Below are 22095 nucleotides of genomic sequence, written 5' to 3' on the forward strand. Positions count from 1 at the left end.
CTGAGTGGCGTCAGTACGTCAGCGCCGAGAGGACGGCATCCGCGATCGCCCGGTGCCCGGCATCGTTCGGGTGGAACTCGTCGCCAGCGCCGGCGAACGTGTCACGTCCGGCCGGGCCATGGAACTCCGCGTTCGCGAAGGCGTCGGCGAGGGAGACATAGACCCCGGCGTGCGCCACACAGGTGCGGGAGATGACCTCGTCGTAGGCCGCGCCGTCGGCGGTCCAGGTGCCGAGACAGAGCAGCCCAGCCCGGGGCGAGGTCGAGCGGATGCGATCGAGGAGACTCGCGTACTGCTGCTCGAAGTCGGCGAGTGGCGTCGGCACACCGACGTCGTTCGTGCCGAGCTCGATGACGGCCACGCCCACGTCCGCGGGAACGTCGGTCACGGCCGCGACGGTCGACAGCGTCTGCTGCGCCTGCGCTGCTCCCGTGACGTCGACGGATCCGATCCCGTCGGCGACGAGCTGGATGAACCCCCGGTCCTTCGTGGTGGCGAAGAAGCCGGCGGTGAGGGAGTCTCCGGCCACCAGCATCCGGACGCGGCCATCGCCCGCCCGCTCGATGAGCGCTGTCCCGGGCCGCGCGGTCGGAGTGGGCGTCGAGGTCGGTGTCGGCGTCGGCCGGGGGGCGGGGGTCGCCGTCTCACTCGGCCCGGGCGAGGCGAATGCCGGAGACGCCGTGGGCCGCGCATCGCGCGCGCCGTCCGTCATGACCGCCGCGACACCGATGGCGCCCGCGACCGCGACCGCGATGATCGCCACCGTCCAGGCCGTTTGGCGACGCACCGAGGGGGTCAGCCCTCGATGCCGTTGATCATCTGGTCGATCTCGCGCTCGGTCTCGCGTCCGATGGCGCGGTCCTCCTCCACCGAGGGCAGGTCGCTCTCGTCGTCGACCGACGGGTTCTCGAACGGCTGCTTCTTGTCGTTGTCCATGAACCGATGCTCACACGAGAACCGGCGAGCGGCGAGGGGGTTGCCGCGCGCCCTGGAAGTGGCGCCCGACTCCAGAACGTCGGCCGCCCGGGGGGATGTCCGTCAGCTCCGCGGCGGAGCGGTCGATGCACGCGGGATCAGCGTCGGCATGGTTCGCTCGATGCGCGCCACCCCGTCGGAATCCAACAACAGCTCCAGCGCGATCTCCGCGATGCGGTCGAAGTGCGTGTGCACGGAGGTCAGCGGAACCGGGAGGCGAGAGACGAGCGGGATGTCGTTGTAGCCGACGATGGACAGGTCGGTGCCGGCATCCATCCCGAGAGCCTGAGCGACCGCGGACACCCCGACCGCGAGGTTGTCGTTCGCCGCGAAGACCGCGGTAGGGCGATCGGGTCGGCCGAGCAGTCTCCGCGCGGCCTCGATGCCGTGATCGAGACCATAACCGGCGGCGAGCACGCGCTCGTCCGGCAGATCGACGCCCGCCTCGCGCAGGGCGCGTTCCGCACCTGCCCGCCGGTCCCGCCCGCTCGAGGTGAACCACGGACCCGTGATCACACCGATGTCGCGGTGACCGAGATCGAGCAGGTGCCGAACGGCCAGGTATCCGCCGGTCTCGTCGTCGCCGAGCGAGGACGGGCTCACGTCGTCGGTCCGCAGTGCCAGCACATGCGGAATGCCCCTCTCGCGCAGGGATGCCGGCAGGGCGTCGTCGAGGCGGGCGGTGGCGAGCACCACCCCGTCGACACCGCGGCCGAGGAGCGTCTCCGTCGCGCGCCGTTCCTCGTCCGCGTCGTCGCCGCAGGTGGCCACCACGGCGAAGTAGCCGCGACGGTGTGCGGCTCGTTCGACCGCCTCGAACATCATCGCCATCACGGCATCCGTGAGCCGGGGGACGAGGACGCCGATCGTCGCCGTGATCCCCCGCCGCAGGCTCGACGCCGAGACATTGCGTCGGTACCCGAGCTCGTCGGCGACGGCGCGGACACGGTCAGCGGTCGCCGACCGTGAGCGCGGCGTTCGGTCGTCGAGCACCCGACTCACCGTCGAGATGCTGACGCCGGATGCCACGGCCACGTCTTTCAGCGTGACCACGTGCCTCTCCGCGGCTTCGGTGTCGACCATGCGCCCTCCTTCCCGTCACGATACCCGTTCGATGAAAACCTTCCCGGGAACGATTCGACGAAATCCTTGACAGACGAAAGTTGCGAGGGCAAACTGCAAACGTTCCCGCAAACGTTCTTATCCAAAGAACGCTCGACGAAGAGACGAAGGAGACAACGATGGTCCTCGACCTCCGCGGCCTGAACCCCGCCCCCGTTACCCCGTTCACCCCTGACGGCGACGTCGACTACGACGCGATTCAGCGCTTGGGCTCGTGGCTCGGCTCGATCGAAGGCGTCAAGAGCCTCGTCGTCCTCGGCCACGCCGGCGAAGGCACCTTCCTCACCGAGAAGGAACAGCTCGACGTCATTCGCGCCTTCCGCGACTCCGTCGACGACCGGCTGCCGATCATCGCCGGCATCACCAAGGAGGGCAACCTCACCGCCGCACTCGAGGCCAAGGATGCCGCTGCCGCGGGCGCGAAGGGCGCCCTGGTCTACCCGTCCCACGGCTGGCTGCGTTTCGGATTCCAGCCGGGCGCTCCGCAGACGCGCTACCGCGCGATCTGGGAGGAGTCGGGGCTGGAGGAGATCCTGTTCCAATACCCCGACAACACCAAGGCCTCGTACGACCTCGACACGCAGCTCGAGATCGCCGGCCAAGAAGGCGTCAACCACACCAAGAACGGCGTCCGCAACATGCGCCGCTGGTACACCGAGATCCCGGCCCTCCGCGCCGCGTACCCCGAGCTGCAGGTACTGTCCTGCCACGACGAGTACCTGCTCCCCACGATGTTCGACGTCGACGGGCTGCTCGTGGGCTACGGCAACATCGCCCCCGAGCTGCTCGTCGACCTGATCGCCGCGGGCAAGGCGCGCGACTATGCCGCAGCGCACGCGATCCACGAACGCCTCCTCCCCGTGACGAAGGCGGTCTACCACCGCGGCTCGCACATGGAGGGCACCGTCGCTCTGAAGTGGGGCCTGGTCAACCGTGGCATCCTGGATCACGCCACCGTGCGCGAGCCTCTCCTGCCGCTGCCGGCGGGTGCCGACGCGGAGATCGCCGCAGCATTCGCCTCCGCCGACCTCGGCAGCGTGGTCGTTCAGGCCTGATCCCCTCGGGGGCGGCCCCGGACGGCCGCCCCCTCATGACCCATCACGTCAACGACGACGGAAGGACACACCCATGAGCGATCGCACCACTTCACGTCCCCCCGCGACCCCCGGCACCGGTCACGGCCGCATCTCGACCGAAACGATCCGCAACCTCGTCGGCGCGCAGAGCACGCGACGGACGTTCTGGCGACGCCTCACGCTCATCGGCCCGGCGTTCGTCGCCGGAGCCTGGCAGTTCGGCCCCGGCAACCTGACCACCGCGATGAACGCCGGTGCCCTGTACGGCTACACCCTCATCTGGGTCATCATCGTCTCTACCGTCCTGATGATCTTCCTCACCGACATGAGCGTGCGGCTCGGCATCCGCACCCCTGTGTCGCTCATCTCGTCCATCAAAGAGGCGTACGGCACGTGGGCAGGCGTTGTCGCCGGCATCGGCGTCTTCCTCATCACTCTGTGCTTTTCGGTCGGCAACGCCGTCGGCTCCGGCGTCGGCCTCGCAATGCTGCTGCCGGGCACATCACCGGTGATGTGGACGGTCATCTGCACGGCGCTGGTCGGCGCGATCCTGCTGCTGAAGAAGATCTACGGCGTCGTGGAGAAGATCCTCATCGCCATCGTCGCCCTGATGGCGTTCTGCTTCATCGCCTCGGCCTTCGCCTCGAACCCGGACTGGGCGGCAGCCGGAGCCGGACTCGTCCCCGTCGTCCCGGGCGGCGCGTGGCTGCTGATCATCGGCCTCGTCGGCACGAACTTCTCGATCAACGCGGCGTTCTTCGCCTCCTACGGCACGAAGGCACGCAACCGCGAGGAGAGCGAGTACCGAGACATCACCATCGTCGATACGATCCCCGGCATCGTCGCTCCTGGCATCATGACCGCTCTCGTGATCGTGGTGTCGGCCTCGGTCCTCGGTCAGACCGGTGCCGACACGCCCGGCGCTTTCACGGGTCTCGCGCGCATCTTCGAACCCGTGGCCGGTCCCGTCGGAGCGTGGATCTTCGCGCTCGGCTTCTTCGGCGCGGCATTCTCATCGATGATCCCGAACTGCATCGCCGGCGGAACGCTGCTGTCGGATGCCATCGGGCGCGGCGCCTCCGCCGAGACGCTCACCGCCCGCCTCGGAAGCGCTTTCATCCTGGCGTTCGGCATCGCGGTGACGATCGCCTTCTCCGGTAGCTCGCCGGTGCAGCTCATCGTCCTCGCTCAGGCGCTCACGGTGCTGTTCGCCCCGATCCTCGCGACGGTGATCATCCTCATGGCGAACAACCGGAAGCTCATGGGACCGCTCCGCAACCGCTGGTGGCAGAACGTGCTCGGTCTCGTCGGCCTCGTCGCGGTCCTGGCCCTGTCGATCCGCCTCCTGGTGAGTCTGGTCGCGGGGTGAGGTCCGCCATCGAACGGCCCGTCCCGTAAGGGGCGGGCCCTTCGCCGCGTCAGCCCCGGAGGCTGTCGTCGCGCCACTCCACGACGACGACCTCGCCGCGGGCCGCGCGCTCCTCGCGGTCCCGTAGTTCGACGCGCCGGATCTTGCCCGAGATGGTTTTCGGCAGCTCGGCGAACTCGATCCGCCGCAGGCGCTGGAACGGCGCGAGATTCTCCCGGGCGAAGCGCAGGATCTCCAGCGCGACCTCCTCCCCCGGCTCGTGACCGGACGCCAGGACGACATAGGCCTTCGGCACCGACAACCGCAACGCGTCGGGCGCTGGGACGACCGCTGCCTCGACGACCGCGGGGTGCTCGATGAGCACGCTCTCCAGCTCGAACGGGCTGATCTTGTAGTCCGACGACTTGAACACGTCATCGGTGCGGCCGATGTAGGTGATGCTGCCGGTCTCATCGCGTCGCGCGACATCGCCCGTGTGGAAGAGGCCGCCCGCGAAGGCATCCGCGTTGCGCTCGGGGTCTCCGACGTAGCCGGTCATGAGGTTGAGGGGGTGCTCGGTGAGGTCGAGGCAGATCTCCCCTTCGGCGGCGCGTTCGCCCGTCAGGGGGTCGACGATCACGACCGGGCAACCGGGGAGCGGGCGTCCCATCGACCCGGGTACGAGGGCCGCACCCGGCGTGTTCGCGACGATCGCGGTCATCTCGGTCTGCCCGTACCCGTCTCGGATGTCGAGCCCCCACGCGCGCTGCACGTGGGCGATGACCTCGGGGTTGAGCGGCTCACCGGCCGACACGACCTCGCGCAGCGCTCCGCGACGGCCCGTCAGGTCGGCCTGGATGAGCATGCGCCACACGGTCGGCGGTGCGCAGAACGTCGTCACGCGATCGCGCTCGAGTTCGTTCAGCAGCCGATCGGCTGAGAACCGCGAGTAGTTCAGCGCGAGCACGGTGGCCTCGGCGATCCACGGCGCGAAGAAGCAGCTCCACGCGTGCTTGGCCCATCCGGGCGAGCTGATGGCGAGGTGCACGTCGCCCGGTTGGAGTCCCAGCCAGTACATGGTCGACAGGTGCCCGACGGGGTACGACGCGTGGGTGTGCTCCACGAGCTTCGGTTTCGACGTCGTGCCCGAGGTGAAGTAGAGGAGCAACCGGTCATCGGCGGTGGTTCCCGGATGCCGGGCGGGCTCGGCATCCACCAGGAACGCGTCGTCGTATCGTGCCCACCTCGGCCGCGCCTCGCCCAGGACGATCCGGCCGAGACCCTCGGGCGCATCGTCGAACTTGTCGGCATCCGCCGAGCCGACGATCACGTGGCGGATCTCGGCGCGCTCAATGCGGTCGGCCAGATCGCCGGGACCGAGTGCGGTCGTCGTGGGCGCGATCACACCACCGAGCTTCATGATCGCGAGCATCGCCTCCCACAGCTCGACCTGGTTCCCGAGCATGAGCAGCACCGCGTGACCCTTGCGGACACCCCGGGATGCCAGCCACGCGGCGACCTGGTCGGACCGCCGAGCCAGCTCGTCGAACGTGCGCTCATGATGCGTCCCGTCGTCGTCCACGACGATCAGAGCCGGTCGGTCGTTCCCCCGCGCCATCGGATCGAACCAGTCGATCGCCCAGTTGAAGGGCCCCTCGATGCGCGGCCAGGCGAACGCCGCAGCGCGGTCGGGGTCGGTGCGGGCGGCGAGGAGAAGATCGCGGGCAGCGCGATACTGCTCCGTCGGTGTGGTCGAGGGCATGGGGCTCCTTGTTCACCCTCTACGCTAACCACCCCAGCCACCGCTCGAGCGCGTCGTACGCGGCATCCCGCGGGCTCGACTGCGACAGGAAGACGTCGTGCAGGGCGCCGTCGAGGCGGACGATCGTCACCTCGCGGGCGATGCGCGTCGCCGCGCGCGCGATGTCGTCGACGACGAGTACCGAGTCCGACTCGCGCATCGCCTGGCTCCACGAGAGCGCCGACGTGGATCGGGCCGACAGCAGCACGAGCGCCGGGCAGCCCACCTCGACCCCGGATGCCACCCGCGCATGGCCCGAGACCACGGCGGCGAGCCACCCCGGATGCGTCGGGAAGCCCCGCTCGGGCCGCCAGCCGTCGGGGCTGTCGGGAAGTGTTCCGACCTCGCGCTGCGCACGGGTGTAGAACCCGAGGTCGACGACCGGGTGCATGCCGAGCGGATCGATGCGGGCGCGGGCGTTGAGGATCGGCGCGAGCGCCTGGCGCCCCAGCGGACCGAGCTGCAGCTCCAACCACGGACTGTTGAGCACGAGGGCGTGGGCCCGTCCGGGATGCCGCGAGGCCCACAGGGTCAGCGTCAGGCCGCCCGTGCTGTGCCCGAGGAGCACGAGGCGCCGCCCGTGCGCCTCGGTGCCCATGACAGCCAGGGCCGCCTCGATGTCGGCGTCGTACACGTCGAGAGCGGCGACGTACCCGCGCGTCTGCCCCGGCCGGATGCTCCGCCCGTACTTGCGCAGGTCGAGCGCGTGGAACCGCGCGCCGCGATCGGTGAAGAAACGCGCGAGGTCGGTCTGGAAGAAGTAGTCCGACCACCCGTGCACGTACAGCACGTCGATCTCGCGCCACGCCCCGAACAGTCTCGCGCCGGGGTGCGGCATCGCCCGCACGAGTGTCGCGACGACCTCGCCTTCGTCGTCCGCTCCGAGCGGCAGAGTCCGCTGCTCGAACCCCGGGCCGAGGAGGTCCGGATGCCACTCCCCGTTCGCCTCCGCCATGGCCTCAGCCTAAGGGCGGGTCGACGCGGGTCACTCGCCGCGGGAGATCGCGATCATCTCGTCGCGCGGGACCACCTTGATGCGCGCACGCTCGTGCGGGGCGCCGAGGGCCATCTCGTGCTCGTCAAGACGGTGCCAGCCCTCGAGGTCGGTCCAGCGCACACCGCGCTCGGCCAGAAGCGCCGGAATGGCCTCCTCCTCGGGGTGCGCGGGCCGCCACCACTCGCCCTGGTCGTTGATGACGTGGCGCACCGTCTCCATGGCATCCGACTTGGTGTGGCCGATGAGGCCGACCGGTCCGCGCTTGATCCACCCGGTCGCGTAGAGGCCCGGCATCCGCTCGTTCGAGTCGGATGCCATGACCTGACCCTCCTGGTTGGGGATCACGCCGTGGCGCTCATCGAACGGCACGTCCTTGAGCGGCGAACCGAAGTAGCCGACGGCGCGGTAGATAGCCTGGATCGGGACCTCGCGGATCTCGCCGGTGCCGACGACGCCGCCCTCGGCGTCGGGCTTCGTGCGCTCGTACCGGAACGCGGACACGCGGCCCTCGGCGTCCGTGACGACTTCGAGGGGCTTCGCCCAGAAGTGCAGGTGCAGGCGGCGGGAGGCGTCTCCTCCGGCGTTGTTCACGCCCGGGCGGGTGCGCCACTCCTGCAGGACGCGGTCGATGACCTTGACCTGCTTGTTGGTCTGGATGGCGGTCAGGGATGCCTCGTCGTAGTCGAAGTCCTCGTCGTACACGACCATGTCGACGTCGCGCAGCTCGCCGAGCTCGCGCAGCTCGAGAGGGGTGAACTTCACTTGAGCGGGACCGCGGCGACCGAAGACGTGCACGTCGGTGACCGGGGAGGCCTTGAGCCCCTGGTACACGTTGTCGGGGACCTCGGTGGGCAGCAGGTCGTCGGCGTGCTTGGCCAGCATGCGGGTGATGTCCAGGGCCACGTTGCCGTTGCCGATGACCGCGACCGACTCTGCTTCGAGCGGCCACTCGCGGGGAACGTCGGGGTGACCGTCGAACCAGCTCACGAAGTCCGCCGCGCCGTACGATCCGTGGGCGTCGATCCCGGGGATGTCGAGGTCGGCGTCGCGGATCGCGCCCGTGGCGAAGATCACCGCGTTGTAGTGCTGCTTGAGGTCATCGAGCGTGATGTCGGTGCCGAAGTTCACGTTGCCGAAGATGCGGATGTCACCGCGATCGAGCACCTCGCGCAGAGCCGTGATGACGCCCTTGATGCGCGGGTGATCGGGCGCGACGCCGTAGCGGACCAGACCGTACGGGGCGGGGAGCTGCTCGAACAGGTCGATCGACACGTCGAACTGGCGCTCGGCTTTCAGCAGGATGTCGGCGGCGTAGATGCCGGCGGGGCCGGCGCCGACGATGGCAAGGCGCAACTTCGTCATGGGGGTCCTCTCGATCGTGATCGGGGGGGGGTGGAGAAGGGTCAGGCGGAACGGTCGGCCACCGCGCGGGCGAACCGCGTCAGGGCCTCGCGGACGGCACCGTCCGGTAGGGGCGCGAGCGCGTCGATCGCGTCCTGCGACCACCGATGCGCGAGGTCGAGCGTTTCGCGCGTGGTCTCGTGCTCGCGCAGCTCGGTCAGGGCGTCGTCGAGGATCGCGGGGTCGGCGCCCGCGGCGATGCGGTCTTGACCCTCGTCGATGCGTGCTCGCAGGTCGGCGGACGCCTGATCGGATCGATGGCCGAGCAGGAGGTACGGCATGGTCGGCACGCCCGCGCGCAGGTCGGTGCCGGGGACCTTGCCGGTCTCGGACGGGTCGGGCGAGAGGTCGATGACGTCGTCGAGCAGCTGGAAGGCGACGCCCGCCTTCTCTCCGAAGACGACCATCGGGGCCTCGAACTCCTCGGGGGCCCCCGAATAGATCACGCCGGACTGCGCGGCCGCGGCGATGAGCGAACCGGTCTTGTCGGCGAGCACGCGCAGGTAGAACTCCACCGGCTCGTCGCCCTCCTGCGGGCCGACGGTCTCGTGCATCTGCCCGAGCACCAGCCGCTCGAAGGTGTCGGCCTGCAGCTGGATCGCGCGCTCGCCGCGACGGGCCATGAGCTGGCTGGCGCGCGAGAAGAGGAGGTCGCCGGTGAGGATGGCGATGTTGTTGCCCCACACGGTCTGCGCACTCGGGACACCGCGGCGCTTGTCGGCGCCGTCCATGACGTCATCGTGGTACAGCGAGCCCAAGTGGGTCAGCTCGAGCGCCGTGGCCACCTCGACGACCTCGGTCGTCGTGCCCTCGCCCAGCTGCGCGGTGAGGATCGCGAGCATCGGGCGCACGCGCTTGCCCCCCGCTTCGTACAGGTACCGGGCGGTGACGTCGGCGAGCCGATCGGCGCTGCGCACCTCGCGTTCGAGGGTGCTCTCGACGCGGTCGAGACCGGCCTCGACGGTGGCGAGCAGGGTGCGCGCACGGAGTCCTGCGAAGATGCGGTCACTCAGGCCCAGCTTGCCCGACAGGCGGGTGCCGGCCGCGGGCGGTCTCGGGGTCACGGTTTCAGCCTATCCTGGCGCGGTCCGGGGTCGCCGTCGGTATCTCGACGGTTGACAGGCCATGCTCTCTCGGGGCTACGCGCCGGGGTTGACACCGCGGTGGAGCGCCACGATGCCGAACGTGAGGTTCCGATACGCGACATCGGCCCAACCGGCGTCGCGCATCCACGCCGCGAGCGTCGGCTGGTCCGGCCAGTCGCGGATGGACTCGTTCAAGTAGTCGTATGCCTCGGCGTTGGAGCTCACGGCCTTGGCCACGACCGGCAGCACGCGGTCGTTGTAGAAGCGGTACAGGCCGTTGAACGCCCGGGACGGTGGATGCGAGAACTCGCACACCACGATGCGCCCTCCGGGCTTCGTGACCCGGCGGAGCTCCCGCAGGGCGCGGCGCGGGTCGTTGACGTTGCGCAGCCCGAACGACATCGTCACCGCGTCGAACTCGGCATCCTCGAACGGCAGGTCGGTGGCATCCGCCTGCACGAACTCCAGGTTCGGGACGTTTCCGTGCCGACGACGGCCCTCCGCGATCATGCCGCGCGAGAAATCGGCGGCGATGACGTGGGCGCCGCTGGGGACGAACGCCATCGACGAGGTTCCGGTGCCGGCGGCGAGGTCGAGGATCCGCTCCCCGCGACGCGGGGCGACGGCCCTCAGGGTGGCGACGCGCCAGAACCGGTCGTTGCCCAGGCTCAGCACGGAATTCGTCCGGTCGTAGGCCGCGGCCACCTGATCGAACATGCCGCTGACGCGCTGGGGGTCCTTGCCGAGATCGGCACGGTTCGGGTCGCTGCTCACCCGTCGAGTCTAGGCGCGGGCAGCGGCCTCGTCCTCGGGTTGCGCGAGGTCGGCGAGACGCTGCAGCCACGGACCGGTCACGTCGTCGGAGAACGGGGCCTCGCCCGCACGCACGCGGCGCTCGAGGTCGACGGCCACGGTCTCGAGGTGGTCGACGATCTCGGCGGGGTACCCGTACTGGACGCGGTGCTCGTCCCACTCGTCGCGGTCGTCGATCCACGTGCCCCGTTCGTCGGTGCGCCGCACGACGTCCAGATCCATGTCGATGCCGACCGGGGTGCCGGCGTCGTCCCATCCGGCATCCCACGCCAGGTCGATGTACACCGCGACCGGATGCGGAGCGGCGTTGTGCGTGAACGCCCAGTCGCCGCTCGCAGGCACCAGCGTCACGTTCGGCTCGCGGCAGACGAACTCGCGGCCCGGGCGGACGCTGCGCCAGCCGACGCGCTGACCGAACCAATCGCCCCAGCTGTCCGAGCCGAGGTAGACGCAGTCCTGCTCCCAGTGCGGCGACCCGTCCCATTTGCGCCAGCGGAACACGAGTCGGGTGCCGGGTGCGGGGCGGGAGGTCATGCCGCGAGTCTAAGTCGCGGTCTACTGTGGGAAGGTGCAGGAACCGGCGGATGATCTCGTCCCGCGTCTGCGTGTCATCACGCGCGAACTCGCTCCCATGGAGGACGTCCTCGACTACACCACCGGGTACGACCCGCTGTTCTGGAGCCGCCGGGGCGAGTCCCTCGCCGGCTTCGGCGACCTCCTGACGATCCGGTACACCGGCGCACAGCCCGGCGACGCGACCATCGCCGATCGATGGCGGCGGATCGCCGCCGCGGCCGAGATCGACGACCCGGTGGGACTCCCGGGCACGGGGCTCGTCGCTTTCGGTTCGTTCGTGTTCGACCCGCGGTCGGAGCGCGAGAGCGTCCTACGGGTGCCCGGCACGATCGTCGGACGCCACAGCGGGCGGGCCTGGGTCACGCGCCTGGCGTTCGCCGACACCCCCGATGAGCCCGAGCCCGATCTCCCGCCCCGCTCCCCCTTCGGCCCGCACTGGTCGGCGACGCTCGGTCCCGGCGAACAGACGGCCGAGGGGTACCAGGATGCCGTCCGCCAGGCGATCGAGGCCGTGCGCGCCGGTGAAGTGGGCAAGGTCGTGCTCGCGCGCGACATCGCCGGGACCCTTCCGGCCGGCTCAGACCTCCGGCGACTCGTCCGCTCCCTCCTCGAGGGCTACCCGGACTGCTGGGTGTTCGCCGTCGACGGTCTCATCGGCGCGAGCCCCGAGACCCTCGTGACCGTGTCACGCGGCACCGTGACCGCGCGGGTGCTCGCGGGGACCACCGCACGTGGCGGCGACGCCGACAGCGACGTCGCGGCAGCCCTCGCGCTCACCGAGAGCACGAAAGACCAGGAAGAGCACCGCTTCGCCGTGCAGAGCGTCCTCGCCGCGCTCCGCCCGCACACCGCGGTGCTCGCCGCCGCCGAACAGCCCTTCACGCTCAAGCTCCCCAACGTCTGGCACCTGGCCACGGACGTCGAGGGCGAGCTGTCCGAGGCCGCCTCTTCGCTCGACCTCGTCGCGGTGCTCCACCCGACAGCCGCCGTCGCGGGCACCCCGACCGCCGCGGCGATGGAGGTCATCCGCAGGCTTGAGCCGTTCGACCGCGGCCGTTACGCCGGCGCCGTCGGGTGGATCGGTGCCTCCGGCGACGGTGAGTGGGCCATCGCCCTGCGCTGCGCGCAGATCGACCGCGCCGCCCCCTCGGCGGCGACCGCGCCCATCACGGCCTATGCGGGTGCGGGAATCGTCGCCGACAGCGTGCCGGAGTCGGAGCTGCTGGAGACCCGCGTGAAGTTCCGGCCCATCGTGGAGGCCCTGGCCTAGGACTGGGCGAGGCGCTGCTTCTCGGTCGCCACGTCGTAGTCGGCCGCGGGCCACTGCGGGTCGATGTCGGTCAGGGCGCCGATCAGCAGTCGCTGGACGGCCAGCCGCGCGTACCACTTGCGATCGGCGGGCACGACGTGCCACGGGGCGATCGGCGTCGAGGTGCGCTCGAGCGCCACCTGGTAGGCATCCATGTAGTCGTCCCACAGGGCGCGCTCATCGACGTCCGACGGGTTGTACTTCCAATGCTTGTCGGGTCGCTCCAGGCGTGCGGCCAAGCGCTCGCGCTGCTCGTCCTTCGAGATGTGCAGCATGACCTTCACGACACGGATGCCGAGCTCCGCCGCCTCGGCTTCGAAGGCGACGATCGCACCGTAGCGTCGCTCGATCTCGTCCGCCGGCGCGAGCTGACGCACCCGGCCGATCAGCACGTCCTCGTAGTGCGAGCGATCGAAGACCCCGAGGCGCCCCGCATCGGGCAGCCGCTTGCGGATCCGCCACAGGAAGTCGTGCGACAGCTCCTCGGCCGTGGGCTTCTTGAACGAGGCCAGCTCCACGCCCTGCGGGTCGACGGCCCCCACGACGTGCTTGACGATGCCGCCTTTACCGGCGGTGTCCATCGCCTGCAGCACGAGCAGCACGGAGCCGGTGGCGGTCCCGGCGACACTCTGGGCGAAGAGGCGCTCCTGCAGATCGGCGAGGGGCGCGACGCCCGCCTCGAGGTCCGCCTTGCCCTGGTCTTTGTCGCCTTCGTATCCGGGCGTCGAGCGAGTGTCGACGTCGGCGAGGACAAAACCCGGGGCGACACTCAGGGCTTCGGCGGCGGGCGTGGTCCAACGGCTGTGCGAGCTCATCGACACATCGTGCCCCGCGGCAGAGATCCGCGCCAGGAGGTTGACGAACCCGCTCAGCGGTCGAGCGGCACCTCGATGAGCTGCCGACCGCCGGTGGGCGAGGTGAGCGCCTGATCGAGCGCGACACGCGTCGTCACGCGGTGATACTCCCACCCGTACGCGAGGGCGAGCTGCTCGAGCCGGACGCTCTGCGGCGTGAACTGCACGCGCTCCATCGCGTCCGCCGCCGCGACCCCGGCGACCTCGAGGCCGTCGAAGATCGTGCCGCCCCCGTCGTTGCCCACGACCACCTGGAGTCGCGGCTCGGGTTCCCCGGGCGGGAGAAGCAGAGCGCCGACGTCGTGGAGGAAGGCGAGGTCGCCGAGCAGCACGCGCGTGACGCCCGGCCGCTCGGCATCCTGACTGGCGAGGGCGACACCCGTCGCGGTCGCGATGGTTCCGTCGATGCCCGCGAGCCCGCGGTTGGCGTGCACGCTGACCTTCTTGCCGCCGAGCAGCTCGTCGGCGACGCGCACGAGACGCGACGAGCCGAAGACGAGCCGGTCGTGCGGCCACGTCGCGCGCCACAGGGCGTCCACGAGCGCCGCGCGATCGACGGGGGCGCGCATCACCTCGACCTCGGCGTTGATCGCCCCGAGTCGCTCGTGCGGCACGGCGGACGACAGTCCGTCCGCGTCGGGCGCGGGCGGGCTCAGATCGACGGCAGCGGCCCGCGAGGCACGCATCCACTCCCCCAGCCATTGCCGATCGGCCACACCCGCGACGCGGACGGCATCCACGGAGTGCGTCGCGCCGTTGAGGTTGACCGGCTCACCGGGGCCGCGCACGGCGATCACCTCGACGTCGTCCCGGCCGAGGAGCCTCGCGACCTCGCGGCTCAGGGTCGGGTGGCCGAACACGACCACCCGTTCCACGCGACCGCCGAGTTCCGGCTCGCGGAGCAGGGCGCGATACGCGTGGACGATGTGCCGCCCGAAGCGTGCGCCGCTGACGATCTCGGCGACGAGCGGCAGGCCGGCGTGGTGGGCGAGTTCTTCCGCGGCGGGTCCGGCATCCGCTCCGGCGACGACGATCGTGCGCGGACCCGGCTCGAGGAGGAAGGAGACCTCGGGCTCCGGAGCCACATCCGCAACGCCGATGCCGCCGCCACCCTGGTACAGCGCGCCGGACGCGTCCTCGTCGACGAGACCCTCCGCGGGCACGGCGCGCGTGGCGCGCTCGACGAGCCAGTCCGGCGCCGCGCCGGCGAGGGGCTCACGCAGCGGCACGTTCAGGTGCACGGGCCCGGCCGGACGACTGCCCTCGCCGCACGCCGCGGCCAAGGCCGTCGCGGCCACGTCGTCGAACGCGGCGGTCTGGGGGTCGCTGGCATCCGGGTCGGCCACCTCGGGGACGGGGAGGTCGGCTTCGTACCGCGCCGCGGAGCGGAACAGCCCGAGCTGACGCGTCGTCTGGTTCGCGCCGATGCCGCGCAGCTCGGGCGGACGGTCGGCCGTAAGCAGCAGCAGAGGAATGCCGGAGTGGTGAGCCTCGAGCGCGGCGGGGAGGAGGTTGGCCACGGCGGTGCCCGACGTGCAGATGACCGCGGCGGGGATGCCCGTCTCGCGGCCGATGCCGAGCGCGGTGAAGCCCGCGACGCGTTCGTCGATGCGGACGTGCAGCCGTACGAGACCGGCGCGTTCGAGTTCGGCCGCGACGAGGGCGAGCGCCTGCGACCGTGAGCCGGGGCTCACGACGAGGTGGCGGACGCCGCGCGCGACGAGACCGGCGAGGAGCGCCGCAGCCGCGTCGGTACTCGGGGCGTGGGCGCCCCGTTCCCCAGACGTCACGGTCAGCCGACGGCGCCGCGCTGACCGCGCGTGTCGTCGTCGCCCTTGCCCGGGGTGTCTCCGGGGCCGTCGTCGTCGGGCTTAGGGGCCGGGCGAGTCTCGCTCGGGTCATCCGCCTCGGAATCGAGCTCCGCGAGCTCTTCCTCGAGACGCCGGATCCGCTCGTCCTGATCGGCGCGGGCCCGGGCGGACAGACCGCCGAGGAACTCCGGGTCGTCGTCGGGCGCGCGTCGCGGCGCGGGGCCGCCCGCGCGGCCACGACCGACGAGGAACCACAGGATGCCGCCGAGCACCGGCAGAAGGATGACGATCGCCATCCAGGCGGGCTTGCTGACCCCGCGGTGGCGTCCCGCCGGTTGAACAGCGCAGTCGACGATCGTGTAGACCCAGAACGCGGTCGCCACGAGCGCCAGGATCAGCAGCAGGCGTGCCATGCACTGATTCTACCGGCGCTGCGTGGGCGACGGCCGGGCACCGGGGCGCCGCGGAGCGGTCGTAGAGTGGGAGTATGCGTGCCCGTTCCGCCCTGGTCTATACGGTGCTGCGGCTGCTGGCGTTCCTGGTGCCGCTCGGCATCCTGCTGCTGTTCCCCATCTTCCGCGAGCTGCCGTGGCTGGCCGCCGTCTTCGCGGCACTCATCGGGCTGAGCCTGTCGCTGCTGTTCTTGCGTCGGCCTCTCGACCAGGTGACCGGCGACCTCGCCGAACGCCGCGCGGCAAGCCGCCGCACGGGCGCCGAGCGCGATGCAGACGCAGAGGACGCCGTCATCGACGCGACGCGCGACGACCGGCCCGACGCCGAGCGCTGAGCGCTCAGGCCACGAGAGCCCAGAACACGACCGCGCCGTACGCGACCGAGGTGAAGCTCGTCACCTGCAGCGCGACGATGAGTTCGCGCGGCGCGCGGTAGGTCCAGACGATGAGGATCGCCGACAGCGCGCCGAGCAGCGCGATCAACGTGAGCCAGGCGATCGGATACACCAGCGCGAGGAACACGGAGATGCCGAACGGTGCGAGCACGAACACCGTGAAGAGCACCTGGGTCGCGCGCCGGCCGATCAGCACCGACAGGGTGCGCTTGCCCGCGAGCCGGTCCTGGTCGATGTCGCGCAGGTTGTTCGCGAGGAGCACCGCGCACGCCAGCAGACCCGCCGCGACGGCGCCGAACCACGCCTCCTGCGGCAGCGACTGCACCTGCACCCACGTCGTGCCGAGGGTGGCGACGAGACCGAAGAAGACGAAGACGAAGACCTCGCCGAGCGCGTTGTAGCCGTACGGGCGCTTGCCCCCCGTGTAGAACCACGCGGCGACGATGCACGCGGCGCCGACCGCGATCAGCCACCACTGGCCCGTACGGATGACGAGCGCGAGACCGACCACGGCGGCGAGCGCGAAGAACGCCAACGCCACGATCAGCACCGTGCGCGGCTTCGCCTTCTTTCCCCCGGTGAGGCGCCCCGGGCCCACGCGCACGTCGTCGGTTCCCCGGATGCCGTCGCTGTAGTCGTTGGCGTAGTTGACACCGATCTGCAGGGCGAACGCGACGGCGAGGCACGCCAGCGCGATGACCCAGTGCAGCTGATCGTCGACGAGGGTCGCCGCGCCGGTCCCGATCAGCACCGGAGTGATCGCCAGCGGCAGCGTGCGCAGTCGCGCCGCCGCGATCCAGTCTCGCGCGGTCGCGGGGGTCGCCGCACGGGGAGCGGGGCGGTGGGCCTTCTGGGGGTTGCCGCCGGGACGCCGCTTCGGGGCCGGACGCGAGCGCTTGCGAGACTGTGCTGCCACGGAGGGAAAGCCTAATTCTTCGCGGAGCCGAACCGTTGCCGCAGGGCGGCGCGATCGGGCTTGCCGGATGCCAGGAGCGGAAGCGCCTCGAGGAAGACGAGGCGGGAGGGACGCGCCACGGGACCGACCGCCGTGGCGACCGCTGCGCGGACGCGATCCAGCGTCTCCCGCTCGTCCATGCCCGCGGCCTCGGGCGCGACGACGACGGACCCTTCGCCCCAGCGAGCGTCCGCCACGGGGATGACCACGGCGGACTCCAGGCCCGGAAGCCCGCGCACCGCGGCCTCGACGCGGTCCAGCGAGACGTTGACGCCTCCCGAGACGATCACGTTGTCGAGCCGCCCGGTGATCCGCAGCACTCCGTCGGCGAGGTCGCCACCGTCACCGGTGCGGTACCACCGGGTTCCCGCGGCATCCGAGGGAAAGACCTCGGCCGTGCGGTCCGGGTCACCGAGGTAGCCGTCGGCGAGCGTGGGCCCGGAGATGCGCACTTCGCCCGCCACGATCGCGAGGTCCACCCCGTCCAGCGCGACTCCGTCGTACACGCAGCCGCCGCTGGTCTCGGTGGAGCCGTACGTGCGCACGATTCGCGCTCCCGCTGCCTCGGCACGCTCGCGGAGGGCGACGGGGAGGGCTTGTCCGCCGATGAGGATGCGCTCGAACGACCGCAGCGCCCGGGCGATGTCCGGGTCGTTCTCGGCCGCGTCGAGCAGCCGGTGCAGCTGTGCCGGGACGAGCGATGTGTACGTGGGGACCCGCGTCCCGTTCTCGTGCGACGCCATCCCGAGAGCCGCGGCGGCGAAAGGCTCCGGCCGGAACGGTCCGGCCAGGATCGCCGGCTCGCGCCCGGCGACGAGGGCCCGGACCAGCACCTGCACGCCGGCGACATACGTCGCGGGCACCGCCAGCAGCCACGCCCCCTCGCCGATCCGGGCGGCGGTGGCGAACGCACTCGCGATGAGGGCGTTGCGTCCGATCGCCACGGACTTCGGCACCCCCGTCGAGCCCGACGTCGTGATCACCGCCGCCGTCCCCGCCGGGACCTCGGCGGGCAGCCCGTCGCCCGCCCCGAGCGCGACCGCCGGCCCGGCCCCGAGGACCGCGTGGCGCAGCGCCCGCAGCACATCGCGCGGATCGTCGGATGCCACCGGCTCGAGCCTCACGTCAGCTCCGTCCCGCGGCATCCGGAGATCAGTAGTGCCACGGGACGCCCGACCAGTCGGGGTCGCGCTTCTCGAGGAACGAATCGCGCCCCTCGGCCGCCTCGTCGGTGCCGTACGCGAGTCGCGTCGCCTCCCCCGCGAAGAGCTGCTGGCCGACGAGCCCGTCGTCGACGGCGTTGAACGCGAACTTCAGCATGCGGATCGCCGTCGGCGACTTCGTCAGGATGGTGCGGGCCATCGACAGTGCCTCACGCTCGAGGTCGACGTGGGGCACGACGCGGTTCACGGCGCCCATCTCGTAGGCGCGCTGCGCCGAGTACTCCTCGGCGAGGAAGAAGACCTCGCGCGCGAACTTCTGCCCGATCTGGCGCGCGAAATAGGCCGAACCGTACCCGGCGTCGAAAGACCCCACGTCGGCATCCGTCTGCTTGAAGCGACCGTGCTCGGCGCTCGCGATCGACAGGTCGCACACGACGTTGAGCGAATGACCGCCGCCCGCCGCCCACCCCGGGACCACGGCGATGACGACCTTCGGCATGAATCGGATGAGGCGCTGCACCTCCAGGATGTGGAGGCGCCCCGCTCGGCCGTGGTCGGCGACGGCCGACTCGTCATCGGAGTACTTGTACCCGTCACGGCCGCGGATGCGCTGATCTCCGCCGGAGCAGAACGCCCATCCCCCGTCCTTCGGGCTCGGCCCGTTGCCGGTGAGGAGCACGACGCCGATGCGATGATCCTGCCGCGCGATGTCGAGGGCCCGGTACAGCTCGTCGACGGTGTGGGGCCGGAAGGCGTTGCGCACCTCGGGACGGTCGAACGCGATCCGCGCGACCCGACCGTCGTGCGTGACGTGCGCCGTGATGTCGGTGTAGTCCTCGGCGCCGGGCGCCAGGGTCCACTCAGCGGGGTCGAAGATGTCGGAAACGCTCACCCGATCAGCCTAGGACGCGGGGGTGTAACCTGGTCGATCCCGACGATCGGAGTCATCATGACGAAGAAGGTGTCGATGTTCGGCCGGATCCGCGAGTACTTTCTCGGGGCCCCGCGCCACGACGAGTCCGAGGATGCCCGGCGCTCGATGAACCACCAGAGCGATGCCGCTTATTACCAGGGCGAGGCCGTGAAGAACTGGACGGGCACGTCCGGCGGGGCGCAGTTCAAACCCTGAGAACGGCGCCCCGACACAAGCGGGGCGCCGTCACTGTCAGGCGTTCTTCGAGTCGCGCCAGGCCAGCCAGCGCTCGATGATCGAGTAGTCCCAGTCCGGACCGGAGAATCCGAGCGTGAAGAGACGCGTTCCCGCGCCGTACAGCGCGTCGGCGACCGTCTCGTCACGGTCCTTCAGCTCGTTCGAGACGATGAGGCCGGAAAGGTCGCGGCCCTCGGTCTCGGCCCAGCGCTCGATGACGCCGAACTTGTGGGGCAGTTCGTCGGGCGTGACGAAGCTGTGCCAGATGTCGGCGTGACGAGCGACGATGCGCAACGTCTTCTGCTCGCCCTTGCCGCCGATCATGACCGGGATCTTGCGCGTCGGCGCCGGGTTCAGCTTGCCCCACCGCTCGACGATCCGGTCGAGGTCGCTCGCGAGGGCGTTCAGACGCGAGCCCGCCGTGCCGAAGTCGTACCCGTACTCGTCGTAATCGCGCTGGAACCAGCCCGAGCCCGTACCCAGGATGAAGCGGCCCGTGTCACTGCCCTTCTTGCTGATGTGGTCGACCGTGCGGGCCATGTCGGCCTGAAGGTCGGCGTTGCGGTAGCTGTTGCAGTTGACGAGCGCGCCGAACTCCACGCGCTCGGTCTGCTCGGCCCACGCGGAGAGCATCGTCCACGACTCGAAGTGCTCACCGTCGGGGTCGCCGTAGAGCGGGAAGAAGTGATCCCAGTTGAACAGGATGTCGACGCCCATCTCTTCCAAACGGAAGACGGCGTCGCGGATGTCGGAGTACTGCACGTGCTGCGGCTGAATCTGGACGCCGAGCCGGACCGGGGTGTCGAAAAGCATGGCGTCAGCCTATGCCCGGCCCCCGACACCGGGAGGGGTGGACGCACGTCGGCCGGGCACGTAGCGTGGAGGACCCGGACGATCGGAGTCATCATGACGAAGAAAGTGTCGATCCTGACGCGAGTGCGCGAGTTCCTTCTCGGTACGCGTCGAACGCACGAGCAGGCCGAGGCCGCCCAGAAATCGCTCGATTCCCAGAAGGACCTCTCTTCCTACACCGTCGAGCGTCAGACGTCCTGGTTCGGGACTTTCGGCGGCGGCGGCCCGCGCTGAGCGACATGATGAGGGCATGAGCACCGTCGCCCTCCCGTCCCTCACCGACGTCCTCGCCACGGCCCGTGTCGTCGCGCTTCCTCTGGCCACACGTTTCCGAGGAATCCGCACGCGCGAAGCCGTCGTGTTCGAGGGCCCGGAGGGGTGGACGGAGTTCTCGCCCTTCGTCGAGTACGCCGACGCCGAGGCGGCGACCTGGCTCGCGGCGGCCCTCGACTTCGGGTGGCATCCCACCCCTCCACCGGTTCGCGCGACCGTGGCGGTCAACGCCACCGTGCCCGCGGTGGCGGCCGCCGAGGTGGACGGGGTCCTCGCCCGGTACGACGGATGCCGGACGGCCAAGGTCAAGGTCGCGGAGGCCGGGCAGGTGCTCGCGGACGATGTGGCGCGGGTCCGCGCGGTCCGCGCGGCGATGGGTCCCGAGGGCCGCGTGCGCGTGGACGCGAACGGCGGCTGGAACGTCGACGAGGCCGAACGCGCCGTGCACGCCCTCGCCGAGTTCGACCTCGAGTACGTCGAGCAGCCGTGCGCCGAGGTCGAGGAGCTGGCGGAGCTGCGTGAACGCATCGACTACCTGGACATCCCCATCGCCGCCGATGAGAGCGTCCGCAAGGCGGAGGACCCGCTGCGCGTGGCCCGCGCGGGTGCGGCCGACCTCCTCGTGATCAAGGCGCAGCCGCTCGGCGGCGTGCGCGCGGCTCTCGCGATCGTGAGCGAGGCGGGTCTGCCGGCGGTGGTGTCCAGCGCGCTGGACACATCGGTCGGGCTGTCCATGGGCCTCGCTCTCGCGGCGGCACTCCCCGACCTCGAATACGACTGCGGGCTCGGCACGGCGGCGCTGTTCACCGAGGACGTCGTCGCATCGCCCCTGCGTGCCAGCGCCGGATCCCTGCGCCTGGAGCGGGCGACCCCCACGACCGCGACCCTCGACCGGGTCGAGGCCCCCGCCGAGCGGAGCGACTGGTGGTTGCAGCGCCTGACGCGGTGCTACCGGGTGCTGGAGGCGGACCTCACTCGAGGATGAGTGTCATGAGGTGCGAGAGCCGCGCGGCGAGCTCCGGCTGAGCGGCCCGAGGGTCGCGGCCGCCGATGAGCGCATACTCGGTGGCCGAAACCCACATCGACAGAAGCATCTCGGTGGCCGCCTCGGGGGAAACCCGCAGCCTCAGCCCTCGGGCCTCGGCGACGTCGCGCACGAGCTGTGAGACGTTCTCGGACAGCCCGCGATCCAGTGCGAGATATGCCACGGCGAAATCCGCGTTGCGCAGTGCCTGCGTGCGGATCTCCGCGTTCAGCAGGACGTCGAGACGATCCTGGGCGGCGATCTCGAGCACCTGCTGGACGAGATTGCGCACCTCGGTGCCCGGCTCGAGTCCATCCGCTTCCAGCGAGGCGATGCGCTCCCGCAGCGTCGTCAGGGTGGTCTCTGCGGACCGTTGGCACAGCGCGAGGAACAGCTCCTCCTTGGAACCGAAGTTGGAGTAGAACGCCCCGCGGGTGAACCCGGCGCGCTCGCAGATGGCCTCGACCGACGAAGCGTCGATCCCTTCCTCGGCGAACATCTGGGCCGCGGCATCCAACAGCCGGGTGCGCGTGTTCTCGCGTCGTCGCGACGGCGCCGGTGCCGTGTCGGTCATGCCGTGCTCCTCGTGCTTCACGGACGAGACTCAGCTTGAAGGCCCCATCCCGTGACACGATACATTGTTGTATCCGATACGGTGCTGTA

At 70.6% G+C, this 22095-nt stretch carries 24 protein-coding genes; 7 read left to right on the forward strand and 17 right to left on the reverse strand.

All coding sequences use genetic code 11. From position 1 onward, the window contains the following. Nucleotides 1-10 precede the first annotated feature (10 nt). The 3 genes from ABC271_RS13705 to ABC271_RS13715 all read right to left on the reverse strand — a co-directional run bounded on the left by ABC271_RS13705 (nucleotide 11) and on the right by ABC271_RS13715 (nucleotide 2058). Nucleotides 11-787, reverse strand: coding sequence for an SGNH/GDSL hydrolase family protein (locus tag ABC271_RS13705; protein WP_412925390.1), 777 nt, complete (start codon nucleotides 785-787; stop codon nucleotides 11-13). 8 nt (nucleotides 788-795) lie between these two features. Further along, nucleotides 796-936, reverse strand: a complete 141-nt coding sequence (locus ABC271_RS13710) for a hypothetical protein (protein ID WP_412925391.1) — start codon at nucleotides 934-936, stop codon at nucleotides 796-798. A 102-nt stretch (nucleotides 937-1038) separates the two neighbouring features. Then, complete coding sequence (locus tag ABC271_RS13715) at nucleotides 1039-2058, reverse strand: LacI family DNA-binding transcriptional regulator (RefSeq protein WP_412925392.1); 1020 nt, start codon at nucleotides 2056-2058, stop codon at nucleotides 1039-1041. Between the two features lie 158 nt (nucleotides 2059-2216). Between ABC271_RS13715 and ABC271_RS13720 the strand changes: the two genes are divergently transcribed. Both ABC271_RS13720 and ABC271_RS13725 read left to right on the forward strand, forming a co-directional pair. Continuing rightward, nucleotides 2217-3152, forward strand: coding sequence for a dihydrodipicolinate synthase family protein (locus ABC271_RS13720; RefSeq protein WP_412925393.1), 936 nt, complete (start codon nucleotides 2217-2219; stop codon nucleotides 3150-3152). A gap of 73 nt (nucleotides 3153-3225) precedes the next feature. After that, nucleotides 3226-4542 (forward strand): Nramp family divalent metal transporter, encoded by a 1317-nt coding sequence (locus ABC271_RS13725; RefSeq protein ID WP_412925394.1) that lies wholly within the window; start codon nucleotides 3226-3228, stop codon nucleotides 4540-4542. A gap of 49 nt (nucleotides 4543-4591) precedes the next feature. On the opposite strand, the gene ABC271_RS13730 is transcribed toward ABC271_RS13725, so the two are convergent. From ABC271_RS13730 to ABC271_RS13755, 6 genes are all read right to left on the reverse strand, one after another. Then, nucleotides 4592-6283, reverse strand: coding sequence for an AMP-binding protein (locus ABC271_RS13730; RefSeq protein ID WP_412925395.1), 1692 nt, complete (start codon nucleotides 6281-6283; stop codon nucleotides 4592-4594). Between the two features lie 19 nt (nucleotides 6284-6302). Continuing rightward, a complete protein-coding gene (locus tag ABC271_RS13735) occupies nucleotides 6303-7277 on the reverse strand; it encodes an alpha/beta hydrolase (RefSeq protein WP_412925396.1) in 975 nt (324 codons plus the stop codon). Nucleotides 7278-7307: 30 nt separating this feature from the next. Further along, complete coding sequence (locus tag ABC271_RS13740; RefSeq protein ID WP_412925397.1) at nucleotides 7308-8681, reverse strand: FAD-dependent oxidoreductase; 1374 nt, start codon at nucleotides 8679-8681, stop codon at nucleotides 7308-7310. A 41-nt stretch (nucleotides 8682-8722) separates the two neighbouring features. Continuing rightward, nucleotides 8723-9784, reverse strand: coding sequence for a polyprenyl synthetase family protein (locus ABC271_RS13745; RefSeq protein ID WP_412925398.1), 1062 nt, complete (start codon nucleotides 9782-9784; stop codon nucleotides 8723-8725). Between the two features lie 75 nt (nucleotides 9785-9859). Further along, complete coding sequence (locus ABC271_RS13750) at nucleotides 9860-10579, reverse strand: demethylmenaquinone methyltransferase (RefSeq protein WP_412925399.1); 720 nt, start codon at nucleotides 10577-10579, stop codon at nucleotides 9860-9862. A gap of 9 nt (nucleotides 10580-10588) precedes the next feature. Continuing rightward, the gene (locus tag ABC271_RS13755) at nucleotides 10589-11152 is read right to left on the reverse strand and encodes a DUF402 domain-containing protein (RefSeq protein ID WP_412925400.1); all 564 of its coding nucleotides are present in this window, start codon (nucleotides 11150-11152) and stop codon (nucleotides 10589-10591) included. Between the two features lie 97 nt (nucleotides 11153-11249). On the opposite strand from ABC271_RS13755, the gene ABC271_RS13760 reads away from it, so the two are divergent. Beyond that, entirely contained in the window at nucleotides 11250-12464 is a 1215-nt protein-coding gene (locus ABC271_RS13760) for an isochorismate synthase (protein ID WP_412926170.1), read from the forward strand. Here ABC271_RS13760 and ABC271_RS13765 read toward each other — a convergent pair. From ABC271_RS13765 to ABC271_RS13775, 3 genes are read right to left on the reverse strand one after another with little or no spacing between them, the layout of a single operon-like run. Beyond that, entirely contained in the window at nucleotides 12461-13318 is an 858-nt protein-coding gene (locus tag ABC271_RS13765) for a polyphosphate kinase 2 family protein (RefSeq protein WP_412925401.1), read from the reverse strand. The two genes, ABC271_RS13760 and ABC271_RS13765, sit on opposite strands and share 4 nt — an antisense overlap. Before the next feature lie 53 nt (nucleotides 13319-13371). Beyond that, complete coding sequence (menD, locus tag ABC271_RS13770) at nucleotides 13372-15147, reverse strand: 2-succinyl-5-enolpyruvyl-6-hydroxy-3-cyclohexene-1-carboxylic-acid synthase (protein ID WP_412925402.1); 1776 nt, start codon at nucleotides 15145-15147, stop codon at nucleotides 13372-13374. A 2-nt stretch (nucleotides 15148-15149) separates the two neighbouring features. Continuing rightward, on the reverse strand, nucleotides 15150-15581 hold the full coding sequence (locus ABC271_RS13775) for a PLD nuclease N-terminal domain-containing protein (RefSeq protein ID WP_412925403.1): 432 nt from the start codon (nucleotides 15579-15581) through the stop codon (nucleotides 15150-15152). 74 nt (nucleotides 15582-15655) lie between these two features. Here ABC271_RS13775 and ABC271_RS13780 point away from each other — a divergent pair, with 74 nt between their 5' ends. Then, nucleotides 15656-15955, forward strand: coding sequence for a DUF4229 domain-containing protein (locus tag ABC271_RS13780; protein ID WP_412925404.1), 300 nt, complete (start codon nucleotides 15656-15658; stop codon nucleotides 15953-15955). 4 nt (nucleotides 15956-15959) lie between these two features. On the opposite strand, the gene ABC271_RS13785 is transcribed toward ABC271_RS13780, so the two are convergent. Genes ABC271_RS13785 through ABC271_RS13795 form a run of 3 tightly spaced genes read right to left on the reverse strand, consistent with a single transcriptional unit; the run spans nucleotide 15960 to nucleotide 19025 of the window. After that, the gene (locus ABC271_RS13785; protein WP_412925405.1) at nucleotides 15960-16931 is read right to left on the reverse strand and encodes a 1,4-dihydroxy-2-naphthoate polyprenyltransferase; all 972 of its coding nucleotides are present in this window, start codon (nucleotides 16929-16931) and stop codon (nucleotides 15960-15962) included. Between the two features lie 11 nt (nucleotides 16932-16942). Beyond that, nucleotides 16943-18094, reverse strand: a complete 1152-nt coding sequence (locus ABC271_RS13790) for an AMP-binding protein (protein WP_412925406.1) — start codon at nucleotides 18092-18094, stop codon at nucleotides 16943-16945. 28 nt (nucleotides 18095-18122) lie between these two features. Then, nucleotides 18123-19025 carry a 1,4-dihydroxy-2-naphthoyl-CoA synthase gene (locus ABC271_RS13795; protein ID WP_412925407.1) on the reverse strand — a complete coding sequence of 301 codons (903 nt, stop codon included), beginning with the start codon at nucleotides 19023-19025 and terminating at the stop codon, nucleotides 18123-18125. A 57-nt stretch (nucleotides 19026-19082) separates the two neighbouring features. Here ABC271_RS13795 and ABC271_RS13800 point away from each other — a divergent pair, with 57 nt between their 5' ends. Then, on the forward strand, nucleotides 19083-19262 hold the full coding sequence (locus tag ABC271_RS13800; RefSeq protein ID WP_412925408.1) for a hypothetical protein: 180 nt from the start codon (nucleotides 19083-19085) through the stop codon (nucleotides 19260-19262). A 36-nt stretch (nucleotides 19263-19298) separates the two neighbouring features. Here the strand turns inward: ABC271_RS13800 and ABC271_RS13805 are convergent, their stop codons facing one another. After that, nucleotides 19299-20096: an LLM class F420-dependent oxidoreductase gene (locus tag ABC271_RS13805; RefSeq protein ID WP_412925409.1), complete on the reverse strand. Its 798-nt coding sequence runs from the start codon at nucleotides 20094-20096 to the stop codon at nucleotides 19299-19301. A gap of 93 nt (nucleotides 20097-20189) precedes the next feature. Between ABC271_RS13805 and ABC271_RS13810 the strand changes: the two genes are divergently transcribed. Both ABC271_RS13810 and ABC271_RS13815 read left to right on the forward strand, forming a co-directional pair. Beyond that, a complete protein-coding gene (locus ABC271_RS13810; protein ID WP_412925410.1) occupies nucleotides 20190-20369 on the forward strand; it encodes a hypothetical protein in 180 nt (59 codons plus the stop codon). Between the two features lie 16 nt (nucleotides 20370-20385). Next, on the forward strand, nucleotides 20386-21393 hold the full coding sequence (locus ABC271_RS13815; RefSeq protein WP_412925411.1) for an o-succinylbenzoate synthase: 1008 nt from the start codon (nucleotides 20386-20388) through the stop codon (nucleotides 21391-21393). Here the strand turns inward: ABC271_RS13815 and ABC271_RS13820 are convergent. Further along, nucleotides 21380-22006, reverse strand: a complete 627-nt coding sequence (locus tag ABC271_RS13820) for a TetR/AcrR family transcriptional regulator (protein ID WP_412925412.1) — start codon at nucleotides 22004-22006, stop codon at nucleotides 21380-21382. The genes ABC271_RS13815 and ABC271_RS13820 overlap by 14 nt on opposite strands. Nucleotides 22007-22095: the final 89 nt, after the last annotated feature.

Origin of the sequence: Microbacterium canaveralium (assembly GCF_047238045.1) — a bacterium.
In the GTDB taxonomy this organism is placed as follows: Bacteria; Actinomycetota; Actinomycetes; order Actinomycetales; family Microbacteriaceae; genus Microbacterium.

Excerpts from the sequence above, each read along its gene's own strand:
- ABC271_RS13710 (WP_412925391.1), bottom strand. The coding sequence starts at position 936 with ATGGACAACGACAAGAAGCAGCCGTTCGAGAACCCGTCGGTCGACGAC.
- ABC271_RS13715 (WP_412925392.1), bottom strand. The coding sequence starts at position 2,058 with ATGGTCGACACCGAAGCCGCGGAGAGGCACGTGGTCACGCTGAAAGAC.
- ABC271_RS13720 (WP_412925393.1), top strand. The coding sequence starts at position 2,217 with ATGGTCCTCGACCTCCGCGGCCTGAACCCCGCCCCCGTTACCCCGTTC.
- ABC271_RS13725 (WP_412925394.1), top strand. The coding sequence starts at position 3,226 with ATGAGCGATCGCACCACTTCACGTCCCCCCGCGACCCCCGGCACCGGT.
- ABC271_RS13730 (WP_412925395.1), bottom strand. The coding sequence starts at position 6,283 with ATGCCCTCGACCACACCGACGGAGCAGTATCGCGCTGCCCGCGATCTT.
- ABC271_RS13735 (WP_412925396.1), bottom strand. The coding sequence starts at position 7,277 with ATGGCGGAGGCGAACGGGGAGTGGCATCCGGACCTCCTCGGCCCGGGG.
- ABC271_RS13740 (WP_412925397.1), bottom strand. The coding sequence starts at position 8,681 with ATGACGAAGTTGCGCCTTGCCATCGTCGGCGCCGGCCCCGCCGGCATC.
- ABC271_RS13755 (WP_412925400.1), bottom strand. The coding sequence starts at position 11,152 with ATGACCTCCCGCCCCGCACCCGGCACCCGACTCGTGTTCCGCTGGCGC.
- ABC271_RS13760 (WP_412926170.1), top strand. The coding sequence starts at position 11,250 with ATGGAGGACGTCCTCGACTACACCACCGGGTACGACCCGCTGTTCTGG.
- ABC271_RS13765 (WP_412925401.1), bottom strand. The coding sequence starts at position 13,318 with ATGAGCTCGCACAGCCGTTGGACCACGCCCGCCGCCGAAGCCCTGAGT.
- ABC271_RS13775 (WP_412925403.1), bottom strand. The coding sequence starts at position 15,581 with ATGGCACGCCTGCTGCTGATCCTGGCGCTCGTGGCGACCGCGTTCTGG.
- ABC271_RS13780 (WP_412925404.1), top strand. The coding sequence starts at position 15,656 with ATGCGTGCCCGTTCCGCCCTGGTCTATACGGTGCTGCGGCTGCTGGCG.
- ABC271_RS13800 (WP_412925408.1), top strand. The coding sequence starts at position 19,083 with ATGACGAAGAAGGTGTCGATGTTCGGCCGGATCCGCGAGTACTTTCTC.
- ABC271_RS13805 (WP_412925409.1), bottom strand. The coding sequence starts at position 20,096 with ATGCTTTTCGACACCCCGGTCCGGCTCGGCGTCCAGATTCAGCCGCAG.
- ABC271_RS13810 (WP_412925410.1), top strand. The coding sequence starts at position 20,190 with ATGACGAAGAAAGTGTCGATCCTGACGCGAGTGCGCGAGTTCCTTCTC.
- ABC271_RS13815 (WP_412925411.1), top strand. The coding sequence starts at position 20,386 with ATGAGCACCGTCGCCCTCCCGTCCCTCACCGACGTCCTCGCCACGGCC.
- ABC271_RS13820 (WP_412925412.1), bottom strand. The coding sequence starts at position 22,006 with ATGACCGACACGGCACCGGCGCCGTCGCGACGACGCGAGAACACGCGC.